The organism is Bifidobacterium parmae (assembly GCF_002860365.1).
Taxonomy (GTDB): Bacteria; Actinomycetota; Actinomycetes; order Actinomycetales; family Bifidobacteriaceae; genus Bifidobacterium; species Bifidobacterium parmae.
Map to the genome: position 1 here is coordinate 86,922 of NZ_NMWT01000001.1, position 23,973 is coordinate 110,894.

Sequence of the window (23,973 nt, forward strand, 5' to 3'; positions counted from 1 at the left end):
TTTCCGAATCCGGTGCCGTCAACGGCTTCTGATCGCGTCGGCCACGCTGCGGCGCAACGCGGGGCGGATCTGCATGTACTGGATGAGGAACAACGCCAGCCAGCAGGCCGCTGCCGCGCCGATCACACCGGTCCACGGGATCTCGGCCACCGGAACACCGACGAGCGTGATGGAGCGTGTGGCGAGCACGAGCGAGCTGACGGCGACCGGGATGAGCGCGAGGACGACCGCGCCGGCGGCCAATTGCAGGCTCTGCCACAGGATCATGCGCGTCACCCGGCGCGGCGACATGCCGATGCTGCGCAGCAGCGCCTGGTCGGCGACCATGCCGCGGTTCGACAACGCGATGACGGCCAGGCTCGTGGCCAGGGACACGATGCACAGCATCGCGATCATCAGCAGCGAGTCCGCGTAGTTCAGGCTCGTCGGATGGCCACCCAGGGCCAGTATCCGCCCGTAGGACCGCGCGCAGGTCAGCAGGGTCGCGGACAATCCCAGAGCCAGTGCGAGCGGGGCGATGGTGTTCATACTGGACACGGCCTTCGCCCTAGCGGCACGGGCCGCGAGCACGCCGGTCGCCGACCCGCACAGGCGGCACATGACGCGTCCCGCGTCCAACAGGATCGGGACCAGCACGCCGGCGAGGACATACATGCCGAACGACGCGATGATCCCGGCCCATAATGCGCCGTTGAACGTCTGGCCGGCCTCCTGTCCGAACGCGCGGGCGCGCGGCATGCCCATGCCGGAGAACGCCAATACCAGCGCCGCCGCCATGACAACCAGTCCCAGCGTCCAGCGCACCCAATACCGCCATCCACGCCGTCCAATCGGCGCGTCCTTGCCGCGGATCGCCTCGATGGGACGGACCTTCGCCGCACGCATCGAGGGCACAAACGCGCCCAGCATGCACGTGACCACGCCCAACAGCAGCGAGCCGAGCCATGCCGCCACGGACGGCGCGAACGCGGGAGGGACGAACGAGCCGAGCCCGCCGGCGAAGCTCTCCGCGGCCATCGCGTCGAACTCGGGAACCGCGAGCAGGCTGGCCGGCATCGCGATCAGTGAACCGAGCAGCGAGCCAATGAAGCTCGCCACGCCCACGAGCATCCACATGCCCGCACGCACCTGGCTCGGGCTGGCGCCCATGAGACGCCATTGCGCGAACGTGCCGCGGATGCGGTCAACCGTGGCCGAACCGACCACCGTGAGCGAGAAGAACGCAAGCAACGCCACCACGACATAGATCGTGACCGACACCATGGCGAACTCGGCCGGATCCAAACCCGCCAGCCGGGCGGCCGACGCGAACGACGGCGACGAGGTCCACACGAACTGGTTCATGCACACGCCCACCAGCGTGGTCACCACCGCGACCACCATGATCGTGGGCACCCAACCCGCGAGATTGTCGCGGAACACGCGAAGCACATACCTACCCACGGCGAACCTCCTGACCGTGCTGCGACATGGGCGGCTCGAACGTGCGGCGCATGCCCTCGACGATCTGCCCGGCGGTCAGCCTGCCCGCGACGTGGGTGATCCCGCCGTCACGCAGGAAGACTACGCGGTCGGCCAGTGCGGCGGCATCCGTGTCATGCGTGACCATGACCACGCTGGAACCCGAATCCGCCAGCTCGCGCAGCACCTGCAGCACGAGCTCGCTGTTCGCGGTGTCGAGCGCGCCGGTGGGCTCGTCGGCGAACACCACCGACGGACGCAAGAGCAGGGCCCGGCACAGGGCCACGCGCTGCTGCTCTCCACCGGACAGGGCGCTCACCACGGTCCTCGCCCTCTGGCGCAGACCGAACCGGGACAACAGCTGCGTGACATGCACGTAGTCGGCCTTGCGATGAGCGAGCGAGAGCGGCAGCATCACGTTCTCCTCGACCGTCAGATACGGCACGAGGTTGTACTGCTGGAACACGAAACCGATATGCCCGCGGATGAACCGCGAACGACGCTCCTCGTCCAACGCGTAGATGTCGGTGCCGCCGATGACGACCCGGCCCGAGTCGGGACTGTCCAAACCGGACAACACGTACAACAGAGAGGTCTTGCCCGCACCCGAAGGCCCGACGATCGCCGTCAACCCGGCACCGGGAATATCCAACGAGACATCATTGAGAATCACACTCGGACTGGAACCATCAGCGGAAACCACACGCTTGACCAGCCCACGCGCCTGAATCGATAAATATGTATTTACCCCAATGAAGTCATTTGGTTGTTTTTTCATGGACGAGAATCCTTCCTACGAGAGTGCTACTGCCGACAGTATCCATAAAGACGAGTCAATCGTCTATGCCGGAGAGACGATTGACATCAAAAGATGTCAATCTGTGTCGAAGAGAGAGTCGAGTAACCATATAGTTGATAAACAGCCACCGGTCAAAGAATCATCAGAATTGTGATGTCCTTCATCTAAAAGTTGCAAAAACACCGAATTATGTGCGGACGGAACAATAGCCGAATATGAATTCAGCCATTGTTCCGTATATAAGAGAGGCGCCTTTATATCATTCTTGCCGGCAGTAATCCAAATGTCAGGAGCTTGATTAGAAAAATCAGCTGGAAGACGCCGCAATTGCGCCAAAGGTGAAAACGAGTCATAGCAAGAAGATGATGATGGATATCCGAATTCATCCCAATCGCTAATTGTAAGTGGATTGTCGGGGTTTGTGAGAATCAATTCCGGTGTTAAAAAAGGGTGCGATAATTGAACAATTTTGAAATAATCCGGGCGGCGCAATGCGGCAGAAAGAACAACCAAAGCGCCGGCGCTTGAACCCACTGCTCCAATGCGTTTGGCGTCACATAAGTTATTTGCAATCAATCCTTTAGTGCAATCGAGAAAATCATTGATAGATATGAACTTATTGTTTTTTATCGCTTGCCTATGCCATTCCTCCCCATACTCGCCCCCACCTCGAATATGGCAGAAGGCAACAGTTATGCCGGACTGTATGACATATGAAATCAAACGGTCATAGGCTCCCTCAAGTGCGATTCCATAACATCCGTATGCCATCAATAGAATAGGAGACTGCTCGAGAATACTATCAAGTCTATAAAAAAGTGTAATGGGAATATTTGTTTGATCTCTACTCCGGATAATAATTTTGCGACAGTGAATATTAGGTGTGGACGATACAGCCTCTAAGAATCCTTTCCTATTTCCTGTTACAATTTGCGTTTGATGGATTGGAGATGATATGCAGAAAACAGGGAATCTATCCTGAAATCCAAGAAAACTAATAACTCCACAAGGAGGAGCTTTCCATATCCCATTTTGTCCGAGAGATGGAATCCAGATGGCGGAGTCGCCCGATAGGCGTCCTATCACATAAACAATCCCATTACGCTTTTGCAATGATTTAGGAATAAATCCATGGGGAGACTGAATCATTTGCCTATCATGTATATCGTTAAAAAAGTTAATAATTAGAAGTTGGTTATTGACGATAGCATATAGAAGAGTATTTGTAATCTCCATCGAATCAATGGGGAGTGATGCAGTAATTTCCCTAAAGCGTGTGTCTCTTTCGCCGAAATCATCGAAAAACAGCATACGAGAATTGTCTCCGTGCGTCATTCTTATAACAATAACCGCATCATTACTGCAAACGAAAGATAATATATCATATTCACTATTTGTGCCGTATACTTCAATGATGCCACACTTGTTTGCCATCATTAGTTTATACGGGCGATTTGATTTGCTTTTATTAATCCAATAGATAGAATGGTATGTCGTTCTTATCTGAGGTACAACATTGTTGCACCTCAGAAGAATATTGGCGGATTGCTTTTTCAATTCATATAATGAAATAGTGTACAAATCAGTTTTTGGCATCTGCGTTAATAATGCCGCTATTGTCTTCTCTGAATTAATGTAAAAACCAGATATTCTTCCAATCGGTTTTTGACATAAATGAATATATTGCGACGGATCATCCTTGAAATGAATTACTAGTTCATTATTAATTTGCATTAATTCGAGCGATTGATTACTGGAATAATGAAAATTATTTGTATCCTCTATTAAATGTTCACAAAGTTGTTGCGCCTTGCTGCGATACTTGTCAGAGAATTCTTCATACAATTTGATGGGTTGATTGAGTGTTGTACACTTCATAGTTACTCCATTGCAAAAGTGTCTGGCATCAATTTTGCGAATTGGTGCCAGACACTTGTCTTGTCAGCAGTTGCTGTAGGTCAAGGTACTCGGCAGGCCCGGGCAGGGGCCATTGAAGCTAAACGTGCTGATACGTGCTGCATCATCCGTTTCGCCGTCAGCAGTCAAGATTTGAAAATCAAGAACGTTGTTTCCCATTGTGCACCTCCTTTCTAATATCTAAGGAATCGTTCCATGACAGGAACGGTATGCCTGACCATTTCCCCTGGAGTGCGGCAAGAGATCCGAGGACTCCGGCGGATCCGGTCAGAAAATCACACGACAGTTTTAGTCCTTGATTTCCTCGGACATAAAAACCGCCTTTACTTGGAATGATAAATAGTCGAAGAGAATCGCAATATGAGTTAATTACCTGATATTCCAGCTTGCTTTTATCGTCCTTTGCATTCAGAAAAGTCAAAAAGCCTGACATACCATATGCGTATGTTCCCTGTGCACACTGATAGTAGGTGCATGCGCGAACTAGGGACTCATACTCTTTGTCCAAGAGACATTCTCCGGTCGCTTTTCGCAAGGCATATAAAGCGATTGCAATACCGCATGACCCGGTTCCCAGATATGGCAGAGTTCTCCACTTTTCATCGTATTCCATGGTCATATTTTGGGTCAAAACACATTTTTTAATATCGTTTTGTATTGCATGTAGTGCATAATCCACATATTTTTCATCTCGATCAACCGTTCTATAGATTTCGGCCCACAATAAGGCCGTGCCAGACCAGCCATATAATAATCCAGCGGATTCACATTCGACATCGTTGGTAAGCATGTTCTGCAACTTTGATGAGGCTAAAAATAGTTCATCATATGATTTATTCGACCCGATACTTAGGTCATTTAGGCCGACGCCAGCCCATCCGGACCAATAAGTAGGATTAATGGGGTTTGCCACGGGCAAAGAATGTGCTTCTCGAGCGAGTTCATCAAATCCCGCCATGCGTAAGCCATACTCCAAACCATCTTTGCCGGCGAATCCTCGGTTTTTAACGCCCGAAAGATGATTTAAAATCCATTGAGATGCTTTTTGAACCGATGCGGAATCTATTGGATCACCTGCCAAAGCTAACGTCGACAAAGCACCCGCAACGCCATAAGGGTATCCCACCGAGGCTTGTACAGCATTAGGGCCAAATAGTTCTATATCACCGGGTAGAGCAACTGTAGCGCCTTCATCAAAATGAAGGTGTGCCTTTATTCCCCGAGCTAGTCCATGTATTAAATCTTCAATAGAAGCGAGATTGACAGCTCGCTGATCCAAGGATAGCTGAGTATTTTTAGATGTCTTTTGAATTATAGATTCGATGGAGTCTTCGTTAATATCGAGATGACTCTGCGCGTGTCTAGCGATTCGTATAATGCTTCCTTCATTGCCCTGATCTGTAATGGTGGCTTGAGGAAGAAGCATATCTAACTCCAGCAACCCTAATGAACAAAAATCTGCGTCGGTGCCGGTAAACCCTGTCAGAGGACCATATCCTGGTGCTATTTGTTTAATTCGCCATCCTTTATCCATTTTGTGCGCGAATTCAAAATCAATAAATATAGGATTAACTCCGTTTTCCATAATGATATTTTTAGGGTGAATATCACCAAGAAGCCATCCGTGTCGATGAAAGAGCGACATTGCTTTATCAAGCTGTGAAACGGTATGATCAACCCATTGCCCAAAGGCAGCATTATCTAGTTTCCAAGGAGCTGGCTTTAGTATGGGAGTTCTAAGCATGCATTCATACTTAAGGTTGTTTCCTGGTATTTTCTCCATCACGAGATAAAGGTTTTCCCATGCTCTAAACATTCCGAATACCTGAGGCACAAAGCCCGTATCTTGTAATTCGGATAAGACATGTTCTTCGTGCTTCAAACGATATACAGCATCATGGCCGTCGGAATCAAGCGCCGTATATGGTCGCGCCTCCTTTAGTACAACGATAGTTCCTTTTGAAACGTATTCATCCGTCAACGCCTCTGCGGTATACACACCTCCACCGCATGAAAAATGCATAGCTGATTTCATCTCGAATGGGAATGGTATAGATTGAGATTCTATGGATTCGTGTAGAAATTCCGGTATTTTCACCCAATCCGGCACGATAAAGGTAGGACGACGTACATCTTCTTCCTCGACTCCGTCGGGCCTTTTCAATACACTTATATATTTTGTCTTATCCTTAGGCGGGATAAAAGCGCCGAAGCGATAGAATATAGGCCCGTTCCTCCAACGTCTATCCGAAAGGATATAGGGTCCTGACTCATTCCCAATAATGTCGTCTAACCCATTGAGAGTAGAATGAAACTCCAATTCGTTTACTGGATATATTGTAATATATTTTCCGGCAGCAGCCCTATCGGTATATTTACTGTTTTGATCAAAAAAATCAGCTTTTGTTGATAGATATTTAAATGCGACTTTTTTTGAAAAACAATAATTTGATACTTCTCTTAATATCTTTTCATAATTCCAAAGAGTTGCCGAGATGTGAATCTTCCATCCCTGTTCCGGAATTTTAACATTACTAGGACGACAATTTGTCCATGGGGTACCTTTATATATCTTCCAATTATTTGGAAAGTGAATTTCATCATCAAGTCTTGGCGAAGATTGACGATCTGGTGGCTCATAGAAGGAACTGTTGGACTGACAGAATGGGATATATTTTAGGTCGATGGGCACGATTCTGTCTCTTTCCTTATTAATGGCTTATGACATTTTTATTACATCACCTATTCGCGTGCCGCGCGACCCGTTGTGGGTTATCTGTTATCTCCAGATGACAAGAGATAAGAGTCGATATAGATTTCCGTCCAGTCGTCGGCCTTGTCATCATATGATGATATATACATTTTTTGTATAGTTTATGTCTGTATTTGTTATAGAGTTAGTCAGAGTGTTGCTTATTTGACCTAGCGGAACATAGTGTATTTTGTGTAGATGTCCAATCGGTTGTAATCGGTGAAAAGTGATATATATGCAGCATATATAAAATAACTATATTTTATAGTTAGATGAGGAATTATTGTAATAAATCGCCAAATTTCTTTTAGCTATGAGATATATTGTTCCGTTGCGAGATTGCGATAAAATGGTGCCGTTTTAAAAAGTTGTTTATGGGTTCCCGATCCGATAATCCGCCCTTGATTAAGTACATATATAAGATCGGAGTCAATTATCGTGGCGAGTCGATGCGCAACGATAATAAAAGTGCGGCCTTCTACCTGAGTCAATAGCTGAGTGATAAGGCGTTCGTTATCGGCGTCCAGGTTTGCGGTGGCTTCGTCGAGCAGGATGATTTTTGCCGTGGAAAGAAGGGCGCGGGCTATGGCGAGTCTTTGGCGTTCTCCGCCTGATAGCATGATTCCGTTTTCCCCTATCTGCATATCAAGACCTTTGTCGGATCGATCTAGCAGATGGGAGAGATTCACGGATTCCAATACCCGTCGGCATTCATCATCGCTACAATCGTTTGATCCGAGAAGTAGGTTCTCTCGTATGCTACCGGACAGTGCCGGTGAATCCTGTTCCACGTATGCGATGTGGCTGCGTAAATCGTCTCGATCACAGGTTGTTATGTCCTTACCGAGTACATTGATATTTCCGCTGGAAGGATCATAGAAACGTTCGATAAGTTGCAGGATCGTGCTTTTCCCTGCCCCTGAGGGCCCGACAAGTGCCGTGACACTTCCTTGGGATATGGAGAGATTCAGGTCACGCAGAATTGGTTTGGATCCATAGGAGAAGTAGACGTGTTGGAATTCCACCGCTGGCGGACGGGGCCCGCTGTGTGCCAGCGGCATATGTTCATTGATTGTTGCGACGACGGTGTCAGAGTCCTTTTCTTCGGGAATATCCAATATTTCCCGTATACGGTTCATTGCGGCCATTGAATTGCCGATTTGTGAGCCTGCGTAAATGATCTGGCTGAGCGGTGAGATGCTGATGAACAGCAACATGATGAACTGAGTAAGTTTCTCTACGGATAGCAGCCCTGTGGTTACGCGCCATAATCCCAGACCGAACACAATGATAGCTGCGAGTTGCAGGGCTATCGTGGCCAGTGGATTGACGATCGACTGGATTTTGGCAATCTTGAGTCCGGACAGGCGGACGCGGTTGATCAAGGCGGCAATAACCTTATTCTCGTTCTCGAAGCCGTTTGAAGCGCGTATGGTGCGGATGCCGGCGAGATCACGATTGAGCGTGGAGGTAAGGTCGCCGAGCGTGTATTGGCTGTCATAGCTTGCTCGTTCGATGAATTTAGCGGACAGCAGCATGAGCGTGAATACCGTAAGGAGCAAGGTGATCGCTGTGCCGAATAGGATCGGGTCAAGCATTGCCATAAACGCAGCGGAACCGATGACGGTGATGAAACCTGATGCAAGGGCTGATGTGCACTGCATGAATGCATTACGCAGTTGTGAGGTGTCGTTGCCGACACGGCTGAGCAGGTCGCCGGAGTCACGTTGATCGTATTCGCGTATGGGCAGACGTAGCAGGTGTTTGCTTAGTGCGAGACGAGCATCCCTTACGATATCCTCCCCTGTGCTCTGCAATTGGTAGTTCTGTAGGGCTGATATAGCTCCTGAAGCGGTGACGAGATAACAGCATTCCGGCAATGACGGGCCACTGGGGAACCTGGAATACACCATTCTGGAAGAAGTTGGTCATGTACTTAGGCACGAGCAGCGTCATAACGGCTCCTATGGCTCCAAGACATAGGATGAGTGCCAGCCGTCCTCGGTATTTTCGGAGAGGAGAAATCAGATTGTACATGGAGGCATGTTTCATGTGCATGGTGTCGTCCGGGTCGTTGGCGGTCATTGCGTATCTTTCCGTTCGGAACTGGTTCTGGTGATGGTGTACCGTCTGACGGCATCAGGTTCGCCGATGGGTATGCCGTTGGCTTCGACCCAGGCGTGTGCGCGAAAGGGACGATCGGTGAACCCGGTGCACCATGTGACGGATCGGCGAGATATGCGGCATGCCGCCGCCGTGGAGAGCGACCGAAGCAGACAACCCTGCTGGCTGCGGCATCTGCGGCTTACCGAACATACGGCGTTGCGGTAACGCTTCGCCATGTCGGCATCGGCTGGCGGATACCGTTCGGACCACGTTTCAAGCCGGCGGCAGAACTTTCCGATTCGTTGTCGTTCCATCCGTCTTCCGATAATGATGGCAATCAGCGCCACCAGGCGGTCGTGAAAGTTGACGCGTGTGGTTGCTTCCGGCTGTAGAGGGATACTCATAGGCGCACGTGCTTCCCTATATCGGCGAGGAATCGTTCCGTATCCCGGACGATGATTTGTCTGTCGGTCTGATATTCTTCGGCGATTGCGTTCATGCAATCCTCGACGGTTTTGCCGTGCATCAGACCGTCGAGGATGATTCGGCCTATTTCGTTGACCTGCAGGTATTCGCCGGTGTCGTTGACGAATACGATTGCCCCTCCCTCTTTGGGATATAGGGATATCTGGTCTTTCAGGCTGGTGTTCGCCATCGTGTTATCGGTTTGCATGTCTTAGCCACCTTTCCACTGCCGCGACTCGTTGCATTTCAAACAGAAACGTGATGTCAGGCATCGGCATGGAAGCTCGACGCCGTACGGCTGGTATATCGATCAGTCCTTCTTCGTCCAGCACTCCGCCGGCGATTGAGTCGAGCAGCGTGTCTTTCGAGCGTTGCCATGCCAGATACAGTGAATATGAGTGATCGCCTTTGACGGGACGCCGGAATATCGTTTCGGGGACTATACCCTTGAGCGCCCGGTACAATACGGCTTTGTGTAGATTTCCCTCGGTGCGTGCACTGATTGGGGCGCATAGCGCATAGCCCACGATTCCACGGTCCAGGTAGGGGGAGCGGAACGTTATGTCGTCGGAGGCGAACGTCCGATTAACCTGATTGAGCATTCGTGCCTGCATTGACAGAGAGTAGAGCGCCTGATGACGGCTTCGGTCGGGGCTTAATGGCCGAATGTCGGCGTGTTTCAATTGTGATTCAATGGCGCCATATAGGGTATCCCTGGCTTTCGCGGTCAGGAATTCGGGAATGCGTATGGCATCGTGCCATCCACAAGGCGAGGAGCGATGGCCATGATCTTGTTCCGCGTCCAGGAGCGATGACCGTAATTCCTCATGCAGATCGGTGCTGTCGGTCAGATCGAGAATTGCCTGATAGGGTGGGACCCGGTAATCGGCGCTGTATTGTCTTCGAATGTCCCGTAGCCGCAGCGGGTGTTCCCGCAGACAACTCCATGATGAGGATGGCATGGATGCGAACAGCTCGTCTCCTCCGAAACCCGTGACATGGATACGGCTTGTGTCTGCTTCCATTTCGGAGATTCGGCTGAGATAGCCTTCGATATCGCTCCAGAAGACCGGTTCTTCAGGTATCTCTCTGTTGGGATATTCGGCTGTGGATTCGAATGATCTGTTTCCATCCACGACTCGGCCGATTTTGATGAGTGGCATCCGAACGTCCTCGGAGATTCGCTCGGCCCATCGGGAATCCTGATTCATTGGATCGTCGGGTGTTTCATGATACAGGGGCATACGAACCCCCTCACTGGCGAAGATGTATGCGATGGCGGCGGAATCCACTCCTCCGGACACATCGGCGGATAGTGGTGCCTCATTGCGCCACTCATCCGCGATCGTCAGGAAACGGCTCCTTAGCGATGCCAGAATTACGTCGTTTGAAACATGTTTTATGGGTGAAGGTTCCGCTCTCGTATATCGCGGCCTATTGGATTTGTCGAGGTGCAGTGTGGTTGCGGCGGGTACGGAATGTATGTTCCTCCATGGGGATTTGTCCCCTCGCAGGCTGTCAGGGAGCGAAGGCAGCAGATCCATGATGATGCGTTCCAGGTCAAGATCGGCGTTCGTGATGCTTGCAAGCCGGAAGGCGCTGTCCGACAGGAGCACTTCATCTTCGGAGACGGTCCAGAACATGCGATCGCCACTCAACAGAGGAACCTGGACGCATGTTCCCTCGTCATTGATGCTGATGGAGGCGGGAAGCTTCGAACGGTCCGTCGGCTTCCCGCCGCGGACAATCACGGTACGGTTTGGGTTCTTATGCGTAAACGGCATCACGTTTCCCTATCCTGATACAGCTAGGGATCATCAATATATGCAGGGTTTCGGTCAGTTCGATCCCCAAGGGAACGGGGCCTTGGCTCCGCCAACATCGACATAGTTGCCGAACCATACGCCATTGGTTGCTTCCTTGAATGATGCGATGACCTCAACGACAGGAGGCACATAATCCTTCATCTTCGTTCTCCTCATGTTCTGTATATGGAACCGGATTGCATGCCGGTGCATGCCATTCCAGTTAACCTGATTTGGATGGTACATCCAAGAATGTGTTTGGTGTTTGTCATCTTCGGATGACAAACACCAAACACATGGACCTATGGGAGCGGGTGATCCGCCGGCGTTTTTCAGTCTTCCTTCCAGAGCTGGCCGCGGGAACCCTCTTTTACCACGGTGCCTTTATCCAGTACCACAACATCATCGGTAATCGGCTTCAGTCTGCCGTCCGGTTCGGATGCGATGAGCACCGCAACGCCACGATTCGCCTGCTTCCGTATCTGCTCGCAGATCCAATTCGTGCCCGATTGATCAAGTGCCTGGAGCGGTTCGTCTACGATCAGGGCTTTGGGGTTGGGAAGCAGAGCTATAGCGAATCGCATTTTGAGGACATCGATCGGGGTGAGATCGCGGAGCTTGACGGTGAGAAGATTCTGCAGTTCGGTCATGTGAACGATGCCGTCAAGAACCGGATTAGGTGTTCTGGCCCAGAGCGCTTTCCAACGAAGATAGGTTCCGGCCGAGTAATACGGGGACAGTGAAATAGCTTCGGGCATTGCATTCACAACGTTTTTGGGTATACGGGATGTGCCATAGGGTTTGCCACAGGTGTATATGCATCCGGAATCCGGGATATCCAGTCCCAACAGCATCCGGAGAACAGTTGTTTTGCCGGCGTCATGTGGCCCCATCAGAACGGTGACTCGACCTGCATAGGCGGCAAATGAGATCCCATGCAATTCGCGACCGGCATGATTGAATGAGACGCTCTCAAACGCGATGATGGGTGAAGCCGAATCGGGCAGCTGGCACATCGTTTTCCTTTCTTCGATTGACCCGAGCCGCAATAATCGAAGTCCCCCCCCCCTAACGGTTTTTGGATACTGCCCTATCTTAGGGGATGGCAAAAGTGACGTGATATATGCTAGGTTTGTTCCGTTCGCTTGAGCGACGGATATAGACAGTTAACCAGTTCGCTCTATTTCTCAATAAAAGGATTGTGGTGTTTGTCATCTTCAGATGACAAACACCACAATCCTTGAGATGAATATCGTGATCTTTATGCTGGTTTGCCGCCTGTTATTTGGTCCAACCCCGATTGATACCAGGCTATGGCGATTTGGACTCGGTCTCGCATATGCATTCTGGCCAATATGCGGCTTACCGTGCGTCGTACCGATGTCGTTTCGATGAATAGGCGCTCCGCGATTTCCTGATTGGACAAGCCTGCCGCCACGAGTTCCGCGACTTCATGTTCCCGCTTGGAAAGTCCGTCGAATAGGCTCCGTAGCAGCTTGATACGGGTGTTGTCCGATATGGGGCGAACCCCGCGATTGAGCACTTCACCGGTGATTCTCGGTGTCAATACTGCATCTCCGTTATGCACGGCGTGTACGGCGTCACGTAGCTGTTTGGGGGTTGCGTCCTTGAGCAGGAATCCGGATGCCCCTCGCGCCAATCCGTCGAAGGCGTAATCGTCCTCATCATATGTGGTCAGGATCAATATTTGGATTTGGGGGAATTGCTCCTTGATGATGCCCGTCGCCTCTATGCCGTCCATGACGGGCATGCGCACGTCCATCAGAATCACGTCAGGCAGTTGCTGCGGTGATTGCCGTAGGAATTCGATTGCTTGGGCGCCATCCGCGGCCTGTGAGCTGACGATGATGTTCGGATCGTTGTTCAGCATCATCATGAAGCCGGTTCGCGCCCCTCGCATGTCATCGACCAGCATGACCTTGATGATGTCGTCTCTTGCATCCTTCATGGTTCTTCCGTTTCTTTCAGGGGATTAGTGCCTTGACCGTCCAGCCATTGCCGTATGGCCCATAGGACAGGGTGCCGCCCATTTTCGCAAGGCGTTGGGAGAGTCGTTGCAGTCCGGTTCCACCTGTCGGCTTCCTGTTTTGACCGGATGCCTCGCCGGTGGTGTCGTGTCCGGAGACGTGTCCATCGTTGCGGATCGTGATTGCTGTTCCGCCATCACGGTAATGATTCCAGGAGACGGCAATGCGGGTCAGTCCCGCGCCGTGCCGAAGGGCATTGGTCAGTGCCTCGCGAGTGACGGCGAAGCATAAATCCGAACGGCGGGGATCCTCGACGCGTCTTCCTGTTTCGGTGAACACGACGATGATTCCGGTTGAGCGTATGTGTTCCAGTACTGGTCTGATATCGTCCCAATCCCGTAAACGCAGGATGTCATCCTGATTCACTGGTTCAAGACCGATCTGTTCCAAAGACGGCTGCGATTCTTCTTCATTGAAGACCTTTAAGATGCGGCGCGTATCGCCCAGACTGTCCTTCGCAATCGATGTGATCTCCGCTAAGACATCGGCCAGTTGCGAGTCGGAATAGCCGCCGTTCCTTATGCAGTCCTCGCCTCCCTGCGATAACGCGATGATCGAGGTCAATCCATGGCCGACACTGTCATGCAACTCGTTGGCCATGCGAAGGCGCCGTTCCGTACGATTCCTCTCCTCCGCCAGTATTGCGGTCTTTCGCCGTGCTTCAGACAGCAGTCTATTCGCCGTTCGCCGGTCCCGCGCTATGGACAACAGTGAGGATGCGATGCCGGCCAAAGCGACGGAATACAGTAACGCCAAATACTGAGGCTGTAGATAGGAGGGATAGATGCATTGCATTGCGATCATGCAGATCATGGCCAGATCGCACATGGCCTGAGCATACAGGGGAAGCCGAATGCACAGATAAAGCACCAGGATAAGCGCGACCTGCGTGTATGAGTGCAGGCCAACGCCGAACAGGACGCCCAGAGAGAGCTCAATGAATTCCAAGGCCAGCAACGCCACGGGGCTTCTGGACCTTAACGTCACGTTTGTGGCTCCTAAAACCAGCAGTATGAGGAAGTACCATATTCCCGCTCCTTCGTTGAGGAACCGGATAAACGAATATCCTGTGCCGATTGCCATCCGCTCTTTCACATAATCGCGGATCAGCACGCCCATCGTGCCAACGATGCAGATCAGAGTCGTCGTGAAACGAAGCAGGCGTTCCCCTTTGAGCTGACGAAGCCATAGGATCAATCGATCCCGTGGGGTGACGGCCAGCGTTTGTCCCCCATCTGATGACTTACCCCGGCGTGAGCCCATAATGAGGCGGTTCCTCGCAACCTGCACCTTACGCCTTCTTCGTTGTCCGAAAATACAGCTTTCCCATTATCTACGATTCGAGGCTCGCATGTCCATGACTTGGCTCCTGTTTGACATCTATGAATGACAATAACTTACGCGGACTTCCCGCTCCGCTTGCGGAGAGAATGCTCCAGGCGGGGCCGTTCGACATACTCTCCGCAATCGGCGCGGGGACGCGGCCCCGGGCCATGCGCTACGCGCATGACCGTGCTGTCTGGCCGCTCGCACGCTCGCGGCGGTGGGCCGCGCGGAATCTGACGAGGGGTTTGCGGCCACCACCAGCATGCCATGCGCTCCGTCTGCGTTCCCTGCGCCGTGTCCCGCGCCGCTCCCGTGCCTGCGCTGCGACGGCGAACCAGCATGCCGTCTTCGCTACGGCCCGGATCGTCGCGGTCCACGCCTCCGGTCTCTCCGCCTACGCGCATGGCAGGCGGGTGGTGTCCGAAATGGAAACCACACGGAAAGGACCGATGGACATGAACGACATGGTGGATACCCGCACGGCGGGAACCGGACTGGCGAAACGCGTACGCGACGGGTTCCTTCAGGACCGGCGTGAACTTGGCCCGGCGCAAGCGGCCGACAAGTGGTTCGCGCCCCTGATGGACAGGTGGAACGGCCTGCTGTCGCGCGACGAGGGCGGTTTCTCCCATGAGGAGCGCGTCACGCTGGCGGTGTTGATGACCGAGTGCCTGAGCATGCGGGACGCGCTGATACTCGCATCGCTGCGCGAAATGGGCGGCGGCGAACTGCACATGCTGTACGCCCAGCCGCATTCGATGGAATCGGCGGCCGTGGTCATGCGCGAACTGTCACGGGCGTTCAAGGACGCCGACTACCAGCCGGACACGCGACGCGGGGAACGCGCGACGGCGTTGCTGGAATCAGTGACGGCCGACGCCCCGGACGGATACGAGGCGCAGCCGATGGCGTCGTGCGCGTACCTGCTGTGGATGGCCGACCGTTCGACCGCCGCCGCGGTGCGCGCGCTCAAGGCCTTGGCCTTGGACGACGACTGTTCGCTGGCATCCCTCGTGCTCGCGGCCAGCGAACACGGCATCCGCCCCGCATGGACGGAACGCCGCCACTGAGCGTCGGACGCGGATTCAATCCGGTCGGGGCTTCCGACGTCGGAAACCCCGACCAATCCCAATCATCCGTTTTTTCAAGGAGACAATCATGGAAACCGCAATCATCGAACGTCCCGTAATGACCGACGAAGGCATGGACGAATCGAACATCGTCATGCTGGACGTGGGGCTCATCGACCCGAACCCCGCGAACCCGCGCCGTGACGTAGGCGACGTGTCGGAACTCGCGGATTCGATACGCGCGCAGGGCATCCGGCAGAACCTGCTCGTCACTCCCACGCCGCGGGGACGCTACCTGCTCGTCATCGGGCATCGTCGCCTCGCCGCCGCCAAACTCGCCGGATTGAGCCGGGTGCCCGCCGTGGTGGCCGATTTGTCGGAACGGGAGCAACGCGAGCTCATGCTCGTGGAGAACAGCCAGCGCGCCGACCTGACCGTCATCGAGGAGGCCGACGGCTATCAGGGGCTTCTCGATTTGGGCGTGGGCGTGGACGAGGCGGCGCAACGTACCGGCCGTTCCGTGTCATTGGTGCGCCGACGCCTGAAGATAGCCGCCATCGGCGAGAACGCGCGAAGCAAGGCCGGAACCGCCCAGCTGAGCATCGACGACTGGGAGACCATCGCCGACTTCGACCGGTATCCGGACCTTCAGGAACGGCTCGCCGAGGCGGCGGGCGGCAAGAACTGGAACATGGCCGTCAAGCACGCCCGGCAGGAGCGGACATGGCGCGAATGGCTCGACACGGCGAGAGCCGAATTGGAACGCATGGGCATCGACGCGGCCGACGAACAGCCGAACACGGACGGCTGGTATGACTCGCCGAAGGGATTGCGACGCACCACGATGCTGACCACGGGCGACATCGCCAAGGCCATCGACGCATGGCGCGACTCCCATGACGGTGCCACGCCCGTCGTGGGGGTGCGGGCCGAAGGCGCGTCATGGGCGCGCGGCATCGTCCTGTACGAGACCGTGGACGAGGAGGCGGAGACCGCGGCCCGCGAGGCGCGGGAGGCGCGTTGGCGAGAGGAACGGGAACGCGAGGAACGCGAGACGGCACCGGCCAAGGAGTTCGCGCGGGCAAGCCGTGATTTGCGCATCGCGTTCGTGACGCATCTCATGGAACTGAAATCCCAGCCGAAAGGCATCGGCAGGGCCGTCGCCCTGCTGTCCGCGAGATTCGTGCTCGATGCGCTCACCGAGGGATTCGACCGATGGGACAGTCACGCCGAAGACGTCTGGGGGCAAATCACCGGCATCGACACGACGGGCGACGACGCCGATGCCGAGGAGCCGGAGAGCGAGGCCGAAGACCCGTTACGCGCGTCCGTCACCGCGATGATTGCCGGCGACCCGCAACGGGCCGCGTTCGGACTGCTCTACGCGTTGGCCGAAGAACGCGTCAGCTGGGAAACGTGGCGCGGCGCGGCGACCATCGCGGAACACGCCGCGCCACTGTACGAGGCTTTGGAAACGCTCGGCTACCGCACCTCGGACACGGAGACCGAAGCCCTCAACGGCTCCCTCGCGCCAATCGATGACGACGACAATGGCGGGGATGCCGGCATAGGGCAGGACGGCGAACCGGACGACGACGGGACGTCGCAGACCGACGACGCATCCGGCGAACCGGAAGACGCCGAATAGACGACGGACTGGGCGGAACCGGAATACGGGTTCCGCCCAGTCCGGGCGCGGACGGCGAAACGTGACGGCGCATGCGCGCCCGCACCTGCCGGAGCCAAGCGGCGGCGGGTGACGCTCAGCCGTGGCGGGCGGAGCGTCGTCGGAGCCGCGCGTCGCACCAATCCATGAGCATGCTCGCAAGCACGGCCGTGAGGAACGCGGCGACGATTAACGTGAAAGAGCCGTCCAATGCCGGAGCGTCCGAGCCGGCGAGGAAATGCATGAGCAGGAACGCCAGCATGAGCAATCCCGACAGCATGGCGAACGCCGTGAACACGGAATTCGCGAGGAACACCACGAGCCGCAACGGGTGCGCGAGCAGGGCAAGGCACGAGGCCACGCCCCGCATCAGCGTGCGTATCACGCCCGTCGCCAGCGACAGGCCAAGCATCACCAGCAGCATCGGCATCGCCGTCACCTCCCGTATGTCGCCAATGTCATCCAGCGTAGCCGCCAGGACGCGGGAAACCGAATCGCAACCCCTCCGGGTCCAATCCAATCGAACCGGACGTGTCAGCATCCATGGCATCAGCCGCATTCTCCGTTGCGGCGTTGTCCTTCGTCAGGGCAGTCTCCGGCGCATCGGCGGCGGATGCCGGTCGGCCGCCGGATTCGACGGCCGAATCCGCGCCATCATGGATTTCGCCATGGCTATCGGCGGGATTGGCATGTCCGTAGTCGGGCGTGACGGCATGGAACGCCATGCCCGTCTCCCTCGGCTCCATCCTGAGCGTGCGCACAAGCTGGGCGCGCGGCATGTGATGGTCGTCGCAGAACGACTGGGCGGCGTCGCGGAATCGTTCCGCGGCCCAGCGCATGTCGTCCAGCAGGATGCCCAAACGCGACAGTTCGCCGCGTTTGCGCCGAAGCGCCTCCAACTCGGCATCCAATGCGTTGTCGGCGATGGCGCGCATCGCCCGGTTGCGTTCCCTCGGCTTCGCCATGACGGTCTCCTCACGGTGATTGTTCTTCGTTGCCCCGCATCGTAGAACGACGCCGGCCATGATGCCGGCGGACACGAAAACGGAACCGGCACCGGCATGCGAAACGTGACATGGAGTCCGCCGCGCATGGCGTGGCACGAAGGTGAAACTGACCGGTGCCGCAACCATCCCTCCCCGGAGGGGCGGTTGGTGTGCAGCAAGCATCGCCGGTGTACGTACACCGGCGCGGCCCCGCGAAGCTCGGGGCCGATCGCGGGACACCCGTGGAACCCGATATGAGGAGGCGCCGATGGGCTGGAAAGGCAACCGTTCCAGGACGATCCGCAAGACGGTCACGTTCAGCGAGGAGGAATGGCGGTGGGTGGCGGACTCGCTCAAAGTGGAGAACCGTCAGCGTATCCAAGCCGGGCTCAGGCCCGTGGGATGGATGGCGTTCGCCCGCAACCGGATCAGATGCGCCCACCGCGTCAACATCACCGTGCCCGCGAACCTGCATGACGTGAGCGCCCAACTGGCGAGGATCGGCAACAACGTCAACCAGATCGCCCGTCACGCGAACACCACGCGGGAGACGGACCTGGCCATGCTCTCGCGCGTGTTCGACGAGCTGCGCCAGGCGGAACGACTGGTCGCGGGCCTGAGCATCCGGGTGGAGACCGACGTCGACCCCAAAGGGGTGCCCGAATGGCTGTAGTCAAGATCGGCAAGATCAAAAGCACGCTCGCCCGCAGCATCGCCTACGTGACGAACCCGGCCAAGACCGACGGCTACCGGTGGGCCTCGACCACCGTCGGCGATGACATCACGGACGCCGAGTCCATCGCCCGCGGCTTCGAACGTGCGTTGGACGCCACGAAAGGCGGCTCACGCCGACGGGGCGCCGTGTTGGCGCTGCACGTGATCCAATCGTTCGATCCCACCGACCAGGTCACGCCCCGATTGGCGCATCTGATCGGGGAACGGTTCGTCCGGGAGATCACCGGAGGCACGCACGACTACGTGATCGCCACCCACACCGACAGGTCCCACATGCACAACCACATCCTCATCTGCCCGGCAGACCGGATTACGGGCAAGGCCCTGCGTCTGCGGAAAGGGACTTTGGGCGAATGGCGGAAGATCAGCGACCGGCTGTGCCGCGAATACGGGCTGCACATCCTCATGCCGGAACAGTCCGGGCGCGTGGCCCCGTCGATCGGGGAACTCCACCTGAGCGCCAGAGGCGGCAACCTCAAGGACCGGCTGCGCACCAGCATCGACACGGCCTGCATGAACGCCCATGACTTCGCGGGATTCCGCCGCGAACTCGCGACGCTCGGCGTCAACGCGACCGTTCGCGGCGGACGCATCACCTACACGTCATGCGGGCAGACCCGCGGAATCCGAGACCGGCGACTGGGCGTGGCGTACAACATGCTCGCCGTCATGGGCAAGATCCACCGGCGCACGCTCAGCGAGATCATCTTCCATGAGGCCATGATCACCCGTCGGACGGATACGGCGGTGACCGTGCGGGTGCCCGGCACGCACGGACGCCTGCACCTGGCAATACCGTGCGACCGGCTCGTGCGCGACGGAAGGATCTGGCACGCCTACCTGTCCGACGACGTCAGACAGGTGCTCACCGACGGGAACGGCGGCTATGTGCGGTCAACGGACTGCGAGAGCCTGTACGCATGGTTCGCACGGCCCGCGCTGCGACTTGAGGACTACTGTCGGCAACGGTTCGACGGCCGGGACATGACCGGCGTGAACGGGCGCGCGCTGCGTCAGGCGATCGCCTGCGACCGGCTCGCCGACAGCCTGCGCGAGCTCAATGTGCTCGCCCAAGTCATTGATGAGGGCGACGGCCGATTGGCGACGCTCGGCCGACTCACCGACTCCGTCGAACGCAACGCGAAGCACATGCGCGCCCTGATCGCGCTCATCGCCGACAACCACGATCAGGGAGCCGACGCCACGGGACTGGAAGCCCAGCTCGCCATCGAGGAGCAGGAGACCCGCAACCTGGCTTCCGACGCCCTCGCCCTGCGCCGGCTCATCGCCCGCACCGCGCCAGCCTCCGAACGCTCCGACGGCGCACGGCGCGCGCAACGCCGCGATGACGGGCATCGTGTCCGCCGCAGGAACCGGTGAGCCGGCGGAAGCTGGAACGCAACGAACCACGACGGATGACGGGAGAATCCCATGGCGGCCGAGGACCAGGCACAGGAACTCATGATGCGCGTCAGCGAGCAAGGCACACGCGTCATCATCGACGTGACCAAATACGGGCTCGACAAGGCGCTGCACCTGCTTGGCATCGGCGTGCACGCCACCGGCGAGACACTGCGGCGCATCAGGACCACCGGCAAGGTGGACGGCAAAACCCTGCATCGCACCGGCGAGCCGATCAACGTGCAGGAAGTCACCGGACGATACGCCCGGCAGCTCGAACACGACCTGAAAAAGGCCGGCATCACCTTCCACATCGAGCACGACCGCGACACCGGCCGCACCTTCCTCCACTTCCAAGGCAGGGACGCCGATGAGGTCAACCACGTCGTCTCGCGCATCGTCGAACGCCTCAATCGGGAACTCGCCCAACAGGAGACCGCCACGATTCCCGAATCCGGTGGCGACGACCACGCACAGCCGTCCATGGAGACGACGCCGATGCCGGAACGGGAGGAGCCGAACCCGTTCCTCGAACCATCCGACGACGCGCTGCGCCTCGCTTTCGACGCCGAATCGCCATCGAACGGCCGGTTCGACTTCCGCACGGTGCCCTGGGATCGTGACGCCGCGATTATCACCGACCAGCTCGACCGGCTCCACATACCACACCACACGCAACGGGTCGCCGACGACACGGTGCGCTTCACCTACCCGGCTGGCCAGGCCAGACGCATCGCCGACGCGATCGAATCCCTGACCGCACGCTCGCGGGGCCTGGACTGGAGCCGCATGGACATCCCCGCCCCGGACGGCGGCGTGCGCCGCCCCAAAACCAAGCAGCAGACCCTGAACGACATCCGCAAGCGGGCCGGCAAACGCGTCGAAGGCCAACGCCGCACCGCGCCCTCGAAGCAACGCGCCCGCACCCGGTGAGCGGATGCGCGACGACCATGACCGGAAAGGAGCATCGCCATGCCCGAGCTTTCAGCCAACGCGCGTTGGCTCATGGACAACCTCATCGACAACGACCGGCAGGCCCTGGCGGACATCGCACGACGTGGCGAGCAATACGCGGCCGCTGGTATGCCGCAGGACAATCGGCTGGGCCAGGTCGCCCGCATGGTCGTCGATGACGCGATCCGACGCCACAACCAGGCATGGCCCGACGCCGCGATCGGCTTCCCCGCGCCGGACCTCGACCAGGCCTCCGACGAGATCGCCCAACGCATCCGCACGCAGGCCGCACGATCATGGAACACGCCCGACGCCATGCAGACGCCGACGCGATGGCAGTCCGAACATCCCGGGAACGCGCAGACCCCGGCCCCGGAGCCGAAGCAGGACGGGACGGCCGTCGGCTGGCCCGGCGGCGAGCAGACGGCGCAACCCGCGGCCGGCGGAAGAACAAGGGAGATCTGGCCGCGCGTGAACTTCCCCAACAGCTACGTGCACCTGTACCGGATGACTTCCAAGGACGGGCGCACGTTCGACAAGATGCGCGTGGCGATACCGCAAGGCACCAGCATCCGCGGCGTGGACCTGACCGGATGGCAGCTCGACCGCTTCCTGACCGACCATGCGAGGGACGCCAAACTGAACGGGCGCGACGTGACCGTCAGCTTCAAACCCGGCGAACCGGTGGAACTGTGGCGGGGCAAAGGCGAGCAACGCGAGACCATGCGCATCGACGACGCATGGCAGCTGTGCCGCGCCGTCAAAGCGCAACGCATGGCCTACGCGAGGCAACGCGCCGAAAACAAACCGGTCACCACCACCGGCGCCCGATCCGGCGAGGAACCGCCAGCAGCAGCACCCGGCCCGGAGAACCCCGAACCGACGGCCGCGCAATCCCGGACGGCCGGCAAGAGCCGGACGCTCGACGCCATCAAGGACAGGGCCGAACGCCGTGCACAGGCACCATCCACCACGCCGGCAAGAACGCGGACGCAATCACAACAATCACAGACAAGGAGCCGATGATGGCGGAAGACGATCTGACGATCAACGTATGGGTAGGCAACCTCGGCCGATACAACGAGGGCACGCTCATCGGCGGATGGCTGCGCCTGCCCACGGACGAGCAGCGGATCGACCGGTTCCTCACCGAACAGGTCGGACTGACGCTCGACGCGCAGCAAGCCTATGAGATCGGACGCCAAGGAGGCGTCGTCTACGAGGAATACGGCATCTTCGACCACGAATACGCGGGACTGCTCGCCGCACTCGACTATCGGCCCGGCGAATACGAAGACATTTACGCCCTGAACACGCTCGCACAAGCCGCCCGGATCTTCACGCAAGACCAGCCCGAAGCATTGGAGGCGGTACGGCTGGCGGCCGACATGAACAGCGTGCACGACCCGATCGGACTGGCGAACCTGCTCGTCCAATCCGAGGACATCGAATACATGACCTACGACCCGCCGCAAGGCATCACGCAGGAGAACACGCCCGATCTGGACGAGATGTACGGCTGGCATTGCGTCAACCAAAACGCCGAACTCGCGAAACTTCTTGACGGCCCATACGGCATGTACTTCGACGTGGCGAAATACGGGCGCGACGCCGCCATCAACGACAACGTCACCCTCGCCGACCAGGGGTTCCTGCTCGACGCCACCATCCCCGACACCAAACGGTATTCCGACACGGAACTCAAGCAGATCATCGACGCCTACACCGACAACGAGCCCGGCCTCGACGCCACGACGCAGTCAGCCCCCGACGCAATGCGGATGATCGAAAGCTGGGGAGACACGCACGACAACGTGATGCGATCGGACGGCACGGAACGCATCACCGAACGCATCATGCGGGCCAACGACGCCGATGACGAAACCCTGCGCCAACAGGTCCAAGGCCTCATCAAACCGGTGGCCGACCAGCTGGACGGCGACATGCCCTCAGGCTCTGCCACGTTCGCCAGACTCGTCACCGAACACGCCAATCCCGACCAGATGCCGGCACGGGAACCGTTCCGGCTCGAATCACTGCTCGAACCCGGCGAACGCATCATGGAATACACGCTCGCCTGCACGGCGACGAACTGGGGAGCACCCGTCTACCAGTGCATCATGCCCGCCGATTCCACCGACATCAGCGCAGGATTGGAGGACACCCTCCAACGCATCATCGCCGACCGGACCGGGCGCGGCGACGCTGCCGCGATACTCGCCGAAACCATGGGCGCCAGACCCGCCGGCGAACTCGACCCCGCCGACGGCATCACCCCGATCGACCAGGGATACGCGTTGCCCGCACCCATCACCTCCTTCAACCCCAAACCGGCGAAAGAGGAAGAGCCGAACACGTCGAAAGGCAAGGACACGGTGCTCGACGGCATACGTCAACGGGCCAGCCAGCGCGCCGACGACCCCACAGCCCATCCATCCACACCGGAGCGGACGAAGACCCGCAACCGATAAGCCGCCGAGGA

At 57.2% G+C, this 23,973-nt stretch carries 22 protein-coding genes; 7 read left to right on the forward strand and 15 right to left on the reverse strand.

Annotation, left to right across the window (positions count from 1 at the left end):
• Positions 1-18: 18 nt before the first annotated feature.
• The 13 genes from Uis4E_RS00355 to Uis4E_RS00405 form a co-directional block, all read right to left on the reverse strand.
• On the reverse strand, positions 19-1,443 hold the full coding sequence (locus Uis4E_RS00355) for an FtsX-like permease family protein (RefSeq protein ID WP_101616323.1): 1,425 nt from the start codon (positions 1,441-1,443) through the stop codon (positions 19-21).
• The gene (locus Uis4E_RS00360; RefSeq protein ID WP_243394251.1) at positions 1,436-2,134 is read right to left on the reverse strand and encodes an ABC transporter ATP-binding protein; all 699 of its coding nucleotides are present in this window, start codon (positions 2,132-2,134) and stop codon (positions 1,436-1,438) included. Before Uis4E_RS00360 ends, Uis4E_RS00355 begins: the two co-directional genes overlap by 8 nt.
• A 201-nt stretch (positions 2,135-2,335) precedes the next feature.
• Positions 2,336-4,138, reverse strand: coding sequence for a prolyl oligopeptidase family serine peptidase (locus Uis4E_RS00365; protein ID WP_101621301.1), 1,803 nt, complete (start codon positions 4,136-4,138; stop codon positions 2,336-2,338).
• Positions 4,139-4,201: 63 nt separating this feature from the next.
• Entirely contained in the window at positions 4,202-4,336 is a 135-nt protein-coding gene (locus Uis4E_RS12285; RefSeq protein ID WP_257798101.1) for a hypothetical protein, read from the reverse strand.
• Positions 4,317-6,869 carry a class III lanthionine synthetase LanKC gene (lanKC, locus tag Uis4E_RS11595; RefSeq protein WP_133125353.1) on the reverse strand — a complete coding sequence of 851 codons (2,553 nt, stop codon included), beginning with the start codon at positions 6,867-6,869 and terminating at the stop codon, positions 4,317-4,319. Before lanKC ends, Uis4E_RS12285 begins: the two co-directional genes overlap by 20 nt.
• 371 nt (positions 6,870-7,240) lie before the next feature.
• Positions 7,241-8,746, reverse strand: coding sequence for an ABC transporter ATP-binding protein (locus tag Uis4E_RS00370; RefSeq protein WP_243394252.1), 1,506 nt, complete (start codon positions 8,744-8,746; stop codon positions 7,241-7,243).
• 264 nt (positions 8,747-9,010) lie between these two features.
• Complete coding sequence (locus Uis4E_RS12370) at positions 9,011-9,439, reverse strand: lasso peptide biosynthesis B2 protein (protein WP_081886553.1); 429 nt, start codon at positions 9,437-9,439, stop codon at positions 9,011-9,013.
• A complete protein-coding gene (locus tag Uis4E_RS00380) occupies positions 9,436-9,708 on the reverse strand; it encodes a PqqD family protein (RefSeq protein WP_043164786.1) in 273 nt (90 codons plus the stop codon). Before Uis4E_RS00380 ends, Uis4E_RS12370 begins: the two co-directional genes overlap by 4 nt.
• Entirely contained in the window at positions 9,695-11,284 is a 1,590-nt protein-coding gene (locus tag Uis4E_RS00385; protein ID WP_043164788.1) for an asparagine synthase-related protein, read from the reverse strand. Before Uis4E_RS00385 ends, Uis4E_RS00380 begins: the two co-directional genes overlap by 14 nt.
• 54 nt (positions 11,285-11,338) lie before the next feature.
• Positions 11,339-11,467 carry a lasso RiPP family leader peptide-containing protein gene (locus Uis4E_RS00390; RefSeq protein ID WP_106426817.1) on the reverse strand — a complete coding sequence of 43 codons (129 nt, stop codon included), beginning with the start codon at positions 11,465-11,467 and terminating at the stop codon, positions 11,339-11,341.
• Between the two features lie 170 nt (positions 11,468-11,637).
• Positions 11,638-12,321: an ATP-binding cassette domain-containing protein gene (locus Uis4E_RS00395; RefSeq protein WP_240540846.1), complete on the reverse strand. Its 684-nt coding sequence runs from the start codon at positions 12,319-12,321 to the stop codon at positions 11,638-11,640.
• A 245-nt stretch (positions 12,322-12,566) separates the two neighbouring features.
• The gene (locus Uis4E_RS00400; protein WP_101616400.1) at positions 12,567-13,274 is read right to left on the reverse strand and encodes a response regulator transcription factor; all 708 of its coding nucleotides are present in this window, start codon (positions 13,272-13,274) and stop codon (positions 12,567-12,569) included.
• Between the two features lie 16 nt (positions 13,275-13,290).
• A complete protein-coding gene (locus tag Uis4E_RS00405) occupies positions 13,291-14,643 on the reverse strand; it encodes a sensor histidine kinase (protein ID WP_243394253.1) in 1,353 nt (450 codons plus the stop codon).
• A gap of 485 nt (positions 14,644-15,128) precedes the next feature.
• Here Uis4E_RS00405 and Uis4E_RS00410 point away from each other — a divergent pair, with 485 nt between their 5' ends.
• Together Uis4E_RS00410 and Uis4E_RS00415 are read left to right on the forward strand one after the other, a co-directional pair.
• A complete protein-coding gene (locus Uis4E_RS00410; RefSeq protein WP_101616396.1) occupies positions 15,129-15,749 on the forward strand; it encodes a DUF4192 family protein in 621 nt (206 codons plus the stop codon).
• An 88-nt stretch (positions 15,750-15,837) separates the two neighbouring features.
• Positions 15,838-17,397 carry a ParB/RepB/Spo0J family partition protein gene (locus tag Uis4E_RS00415; RefSeq protein ID WP_101616394.1) on the forward strand — a complete coding sequence of 520 codons (1,560 nt, stop codon included), beginning with the start codon at positions 15,838-15,840 and terminating at the stop codon, positions 17,395-17,397.
• Between the two features lie 115 nt (positions 17,398-17,512).
• Here Uis4E_RS00415 and Uis4E_RS00420 read toward each other — a convergent pair whose 3' ends face one another.
• Together Uis4E_RS00420 and Uis4E_RS00425 are read right to left on the reverse strand one after the other, a co-directional pair.
• Positions 17,513-17,845 (reverse strand): hypothetical protein, encoded by a 333-nt coding sequence (locus Uis4E_RS00420; RefSeq protein WP_043164796.1) that lies wholly within the window; start codon positions 17,843-17,845, stop codon positions 17,513-17,515.
• A gap of 28 nt (positions 17,846-17,873) precedes the next feature.
• Entirely contained in the window at positions 17,874-18,350 is a 477-nt protein-coding gene (locus Uis4E_RS00425) for a hypothetical protein (protein ID WP_165784780.1), read from the reverse strand.
• A gap of 319 nt (positions 18,351-18,669) precedes the next feature.
• Between Uis4E_RS00425 and Uis4E_RS00430 the strand changes: the two genes are divergently transcribed.
• The 5 genes from Uis4E_RS00430 to Uis4E_RS00450 are packed head-to-tail and all read left to right on the forward strand — an operon-like array spanning position 18,670 to position 23,962.
• Entirely contained in the window at positions 18,670-19,074 is a 405-nt protein-coding gene (locus Uis4E_RS00430; RefSeq protein WP_043164798.1) for a MobC family plasmid mobilization relaxosome protein, read from the forward strand.
• Positions 19,065-20,516 (forward strand): relaxase/mobilization nuclease domain-containing protein, encoded by a 1,452-nt coding sequence (locus Uis4E_RS00435; RefSeq protein ID WP_044088992.1) that lies wholly within the window; start codon positions 19,065-19,067, stop codon positions 20,514-20,516. The genes Uis4E_RS00430 and Uis4E_RS00435 overlap by 10 nt, the downstream gene beginning before the upstream one ends.
• A 51-nt stretch (positions 20,517-20,567) precedes the next feature.
• The gene (locus tag Uis4E_RS00440) at positions 20,568-21,470 is read left to right on the forward strand and encodes a DUF3801 domain-containing protein (protein WP_101616392.1); all 903 of its coding nucleotides are present in this window, start codon (positions 20,568-20,570) and stop codon (positions 21,468-21,470) included.
• A gap of 39 nt (positions 21,471-21,509) precedes the next feature.
• The gene (locus tag Uis4E_RS12120; protein ID WP_240540845.1) at positions 21,510-22,517 is read left to right on the forward strand and encodes a hypothetical protein; all 1,008 of its coding nucleotides are present in this window, start codon (positions 21,510-21,512) and stop codon (positions 22,515-22,517) included.
• Positions 22,517-23,962 carry an antirestriction protein ArdA gene (locus Uis4E_RS00450; protein WP_165784781.1) on the forward strand — a complete coding sequence of 482 codons (1,446 nt, stop codon included), beginning with the start codon at positions 22,517-22,519 and terminating at the stop codon, positions 23,960-23,962. The genes Uis4E_RS12120 and Uis4E_RS00450 overlap by 1 nt, the downstream gene beginning before the upstream one ends.
• Positions 23,963-23,973 lie beyond the last annotated feature (11 nt).

What these genes read in the sequence shown, in the direction of transcription:
- Uis4E_RS12120 (WP_240540845.1), top strand. Translation starts at nt 21,510, where the DNA reads ATGCCCGAGCTTTCAGCCAACGCGCGTTGGCTCATGGACAACCTCATC.
- Uis4E_RS12285 (WP_257798101.1), bottom strand. Translation starts at nt 4,336, where the DNA reads ATGGGAAACAACGTTCTTGATTTTCAAATCTTGACTGCTGACGGCGAA.
- Uis4E_RS00430 (WP_043164798.1), top strand. Translation starts at nt 18,670, where the DNA reads ATGGGCTGGAAAGGCAACCGTTCCAGGACGATCCGCAAGACGGTCACG.
- Uis4E_RS00435 (WP_044088992.1), top strand. Translation starts at nt 19,065, where the DNA reads ATGGCTGTAGTCAAGATCGGCAAGATCAAAAGCACGCTCGCCCGCAGC.
- Uis4E_RS00410 (WP_101616396.1), top strand. Translation starts at nt 15,129, where the DNA reads ATGGACATGAACGACATGGTGGATACCCGCACGGCGGGAACCGGACTG.
- Uis4E_RS00395 (WP_240540846.1), bottom strand. Translation starts at nt 12,321, where the DNA reads ATGTGCCAGCTGCCCGATTCGGCTTCACCCATCATCGCGTTTGAGAGC.
- Uis4E_RS00420 (WP_043164796.1), bottom strand. Translation starts at nt 17,845, where the DNA reads ATGCCGATGCTGCTGGTGATGCTTGGCCTGTCGCTGGCGACGGGCGTG.
- Uis4E_RS00380 (WP_043164786.1), bottom strand. Translation starts at nt 9,708, where the DNA reads ATGCAAACCGATAACACGATGGCGAACACCAGCCTGAAAGACCAGATA.
- Uis4E_RS00450 (WP_165784781.1), top strand. Translation starts at nt 22,517, where the DNA reads ATGGCGGAAGACGATCTGACGATCAACGTATGGGTAGGCAACCTCGGC.
- Uis4E_RS00440 (WP_101616392.1), top strand. Translation starts at nt 20,568, where the DNA reads ATGGCGGCCGAGGACCAGGCACAGGAACTCATGATGCGCGTCAGCGAG.
- Uis4E_RS00390 (WP_106426817.1), bottom strand. Translation starts at nt 11,467, where the DNA reads ATGAAGGATTATGTGCCTCCTGTCGTTGAGGTCATCGCATCATTCAAG.
- Uis4E_RS12370 (WP_081886553.1), bottom strand. Translation starts at nt 9,439, where the DNA reads ATGAGTATCCCTCTACAGCCGGAAGCAACCACACGCGTCAACTTTCAC.
- Uis4E_RS00365 (WP_101621301.1), bottom strand. Translation starts at nt 4,138, where the DNA reads ATGAAGTGTACAACACTCAATCAACCCATCAAATTGTATGAAGAATTC.
- Uis4E_RS00415 (WP_101616394.1), top strand. Translation starts at nt 15,838, where the DNA reads ATGGAAACCGCAATCATCGAACGTCCCGTAATGACCGACGAAGGCATG.
- Uis4E_RS00400 (WP_101616400.1), bottom strand. Translation starts at nt 13,274, where the DNA reads ATGAAGGATGCAAGAGACGACATCATCAAGGTCATGCTGGTCGATGAC.
- Uis4E_RS00385 (WP_043164788.1), bottom strand. Translation starts at nt 11,284, where the DNA reads ATGCCGTTTACGCATAAGAACCCAAACCGTACCGTGATTGTCCGCGGC.
- Uis4E_RS00425 (WP_165784780.1), bottom strand. Translation starts at nt 18,350, where the DNA reads ATGCGCGCCATCGCCGACAACGCATTGGATGCCGAGTTGGAGGCGCTT.